Source organism: Chitinivorax tropicus, from assembly GCF_014202905.1.
In the GTDB taxonomy this organism is placed as follows: domain Bacteria; phylum Pseudomonadota; class Gammaproteobacteria; order Burkholderiales; family SCOH01; genus Chitinivorax; species Chitinivorax tropicus.
This window is the reverse complement of sequence record NZ_JACHHY010000055.1, coordinates 1-3,574: the sequence shown is the minus strand read 5'-3', so window position 1 is coordinate 3,574 and position 3,574 is coordinate 1. Positions and strand designations below refer to the sequence as shown.

Genomic DNA, 3,574 nt, shown 5'->3' with positions numbered 1-3,574 from the left:
AGTCCGGCCCCGTATGAAACGGTGCCGGTGACGGTGAAGCAACCGGTGGCGGGCCTGGGCCTGACAGCGGCGGAGCGGGATGCGATACTGGCGGCAGGTAAGGGGCCGAGGGTTGGGGGGAGTGAGGTAGTTCCAAACACGGTGGCAATCGGTGCTGATTCAACAACAGCCGCGTTTGATGGTGCGCTGTACCCTCAGGATAAGCTGCGGCAGCTTGTGTCTTACCTAGATAAGCGTGGCGTAAGAGTTTATGGCACGAACTCGAATCCTAGGTTTGACGCCAAATGGGACGGTACAGGAACGATGTATTTGCCTGAGAACCCTACAGCACTACAAGTTAAGCACGAGCTCTCTCACTATCTTGATCTTAGAAATCAAATAAAGGCAGCTGATGATGTGAGATCTGGTGTTCAGGCTTATGTAGATATGGGGCGAGTTGGCCGTGAAGAGGCGGTGTTGAATCGACTGCAAGGTAATCGAATTTGGCAGCAGTTGAACGATGCTGAAAAGAACTTCTCAATTGATTATGTAAACAGGCTGAAGAAGGAGGCGGGTCAATGACGGATGCACAATATTTCGAAATTGCTGAGCAATATTTGCTATCGCGCAATATCGGATATTTGCCACCAGGAAGACTTGGTCGCAAAGAGGATGACCGATGCGAAGTAATATTCCATGCCCCTGAGTCGCTTGATCCTAATGTGGCAGTTATCGATCCTCCTGATGTTAGGGTATGGGTAAGTGCGACTGATGGAGCTGTGCAGCTTATCTATCAAATGTAATCAGGGTGTTGGGGGGAGGGAACGTGCTACGACCCCCTAACCCAAACCGGCACTCCATCCGATTGTTCCAAACAGGGGAACGGGAGCTTCTCTTGAAGGTACGCAAGGTGGTATTTGACCCTCCTGACTGGCAGTGGCTGGCAGGCTGGCGCAGTCGGTGGTGCACTGGGTGAAGCGCTGCCCCAGGTACTGGACCAAGCCTTTGAGAAAGACGCCAATGGCCAGATCAAGCACGCAGGCCTGTTCAGCGCGGCGACCCAGCTGCTGAGTGCGGCAGTGGCCAGCCAGAGTGGCCTCAACGGCATGGCCAGCGCCCTGGCCAGCCAGAACGCGGTGGAGAACAACTACCTCAAGCACCAGCAGACCGGACAGCTCCTGAGTGAACTGCAAGCCTGCAAGGCCGCCAAATGCAACAAGGACCAATACAACCAGATCCTCAAACGCTATGAAACCGCAGCGGCCTCCAACAGCCGAGCCCTGGCGGAATGCACCGACCGAAGCTGCGTGGAATCGCACCTGCGGGAAATCAACCGCAGCGTGGCACAATACCAACAACTGATCAGCGAAGTAGATGGCAAACTGGGGCGGGATTACGACCTGACCGGGCTGATCCAGGGCAACCCGGAACAGATTGCCAAAAAATCGGAGAACCCCTTCAATAACTGGGGGAACCGCTTCAGTCTGGATAAAGACCTGGCGGAAGCGATGCTGATCCAGAACGGCTGGCTGAGCGAACAGGAGAAGCAGAACCTGACGGGCTGGGAAGCGCGAACCCAATGGCTGGACCAGGCAGCAGGTAAACCCCTGAGCATACAAGAGCGGGCTTCGGTACTGGTGATGCTGGGGTCGGAACTGGGGCCGGGCGCCAAAGACCTGGGTGTGGAAGTCACCAAGGCATTGGGCAAGGCGATTGGCCAGGTCAAGGCCCAGATGGGGACAAGTGGGTCTAGCCAGATAGGCCCATCCCAACCCGCACCAGTCCGGATACAAGTAGAAAGCGGCCCCTATACTAGAAACGCAGGTAGCGAGCCGGTCGTGGTGAAGAGCCCGGCCCCGTATGAAACGGTGCCGGTGACGGTGAAGCAACCGGTGGCGGGCCTGGGCCTGACAGTGGCGGAGCGGGATGCGATACTGGCGGCTGGCAAGGGGCCGAGGGTTGGGACGAGGGGTGTAGTTCCAAGTGGAGCCGGTAGTTCTGGCAGCTTCTCCATTGGTGAAACACCTCCGCTACTTACCCTTTCTCGACAGCCTGGAACGGTCACTAGGAACGCACTGAGCGATACCGAGTTTGCCCAAGCGCAGGAGCTGGCTACATTCCGTGGCGGTAAGTTCGTCGGAGCTCCGACTGAGAACTTTGCTGGTATCGATGGATGGCTTAATGGTGTGCCCACACAACTGAAAATAGTGACTGGCAACGGCGAGCAAGCAATTCTGCGCAATATCGTTAAGGGCGCCCGGAACATATCTTCCCAAGGCTACGTTGGTGACATCGCTGTTGACGCGACCCGAACGGGCGTCAACATCGACAGTTTTGTCAAATTCGTGGCACCTAATACGCCCGTTGGACGAATCCTAAACGAAGGATCGGTGAATAACGTCTATATCAAATTTGGTGATGGCTGGCTTAACATCACAAAAGGCACGTTGGTCGTGCCTGGAGGGTAATATGTCTAATAGCGTATTTATTCCAGTGAATCGATTGCCGATCTCACTTGACGAGATTCGATTGGTGATTAGTCAAGCATTCGAAGAATTTGGCCTTGTCCCGCCTGAGGTCGAATTCGATGGATCTAAAGATCCATCGAGAGCTTTGGAGGATTCAATAGTGACTGTTCATGGCAAAGGAGTGCACGAGCATTGTTGGGTTTCATTTGGCGAATATCCAGTAGAGCTTACTGGTACGGATGCCACAACACATATGGGTGATGTGACAACCCGGGGGAGTTGGTTGTTTGCGGCAGTTGTTGCCCTGGCATTGTTTGAGTTTGGTGGGTCAATCGCCTTCAATGATTCTGGTGAACTAGATGGAAGGTTGGAGTATGACGCTATGGCTCTTCGAAAAGTGATTGATGATGGGCTAGCTGTAGGCAATTTCTACTTGGCGCGGTAAGTTGGGCGCCTGTCGGTTGCCGCCGATCCTGCAAGGGCCACCTTCCCCACGCCAAACCCTCGGAGTAGCCTCTTGGCCAGGCAGATAGCTGCTCTCATCTCAACCACTGCCATCGAAGGAGGTAGTCCTTGGATCTGCACCGGCACTTGCTACCGTTCCTTGCGCGGCTGATGCAGGCAAGTATCGAAACGCTTCTGTATCTGCATAAAGCCATGCAGGTGCAAGGCCGCCGACAGCTGTTCTCGGCCCATCTTCCAGATCAACTCCCGTTAACTGGGCATCGGCGCGCAGACCGTATTGTAAGCGGGGAGTGGCGGCTTCGACCTCCAGATGAGGTACTGCCCCCAACTGACCTGCGCCGTCATCAGAGGCGAAACTGACACGAAACCGGGAACGAGGAGATTGGAGGGGGCTTTCAAATTGGAGAGGGGGTAAGTGATATTAATGGTATGGCAACTTACTTACCAAGATCTCAGATGCCAAATTATACGTTGACTGCACCAACGCTGCCTGCGCTTAATATTTATCAGAATTCCACTTCTGTTGAGTTTAAGACTCCATTGATACAATTGCTTCAAAAGAATATGGGTTGTGTGCAATGGGCTGCTTGTACGGAATTTAAATCAAGGTGAGTTTATGTATTTTGCTGATTTGACTAATTATTCTTATTTTAGAAGTGTTC

5 protein-coding genes are annotated in these 3,574 nt (G+C 53.6%); all 5 read left to right on the top strand.

The genetic code is table 11. The features are described from left to right. A partial coding sequence (locus HNQ59_RS19070; protein ID WP_425491411.1) for a hypothetical protein occupies positions 1–561 on the top strand: 561 nt, incomplete at its 5' end. Further along, entirely contained in the window at positions 558–782 is a 225-nt protein-coding gene (locus tag HNQ59_RS19065; RefSeq protein ID WP_184041977.1) for a hypothetical protein, read from the top strand. The genes HNQ59_RS19070 and HNQ59_RS19065, both read left to right, overlap by 4 nt. A gap of 114 nt (positions 783–896) precedes the next feature. Continuing rightward, positions 897–2,447, top strand: coding sequence for a hypothetical protein (locus HNQ59_RS19060; protein WP_184041976.1), 1,551 nt, complete (start codon positions 897–899; stop codon positions 2,445–2,447). A gap of 1 nt (position 2,448) precedes the next feature. After that, the gene (locus HNQ59_RS19055) at positions 2,449–2,892 is read left to right on the top strand and encodes a hypothetical protein (RefSeq protein WP_184041975.1); all 444 of its coding nucleotides are present in this window, start codon (positions 2,449–2,451) and stop codon (positions 2,890–2,892) included. A gap of 401 nt (positions 2,893–3,293) precedes the next feature. Then, a complete protein-coding gene (locus tag HNQ59_RS20025) occupies positions 3,294–3,524 on the top strand; it encodes a putative adhesin (RefSeq protein WP_484484294.1) in 231 nt (76 codons plus the stop codon). The last annotated feature ends 50 nt before the right edge of the window (positions 3,525–3,574 follow it).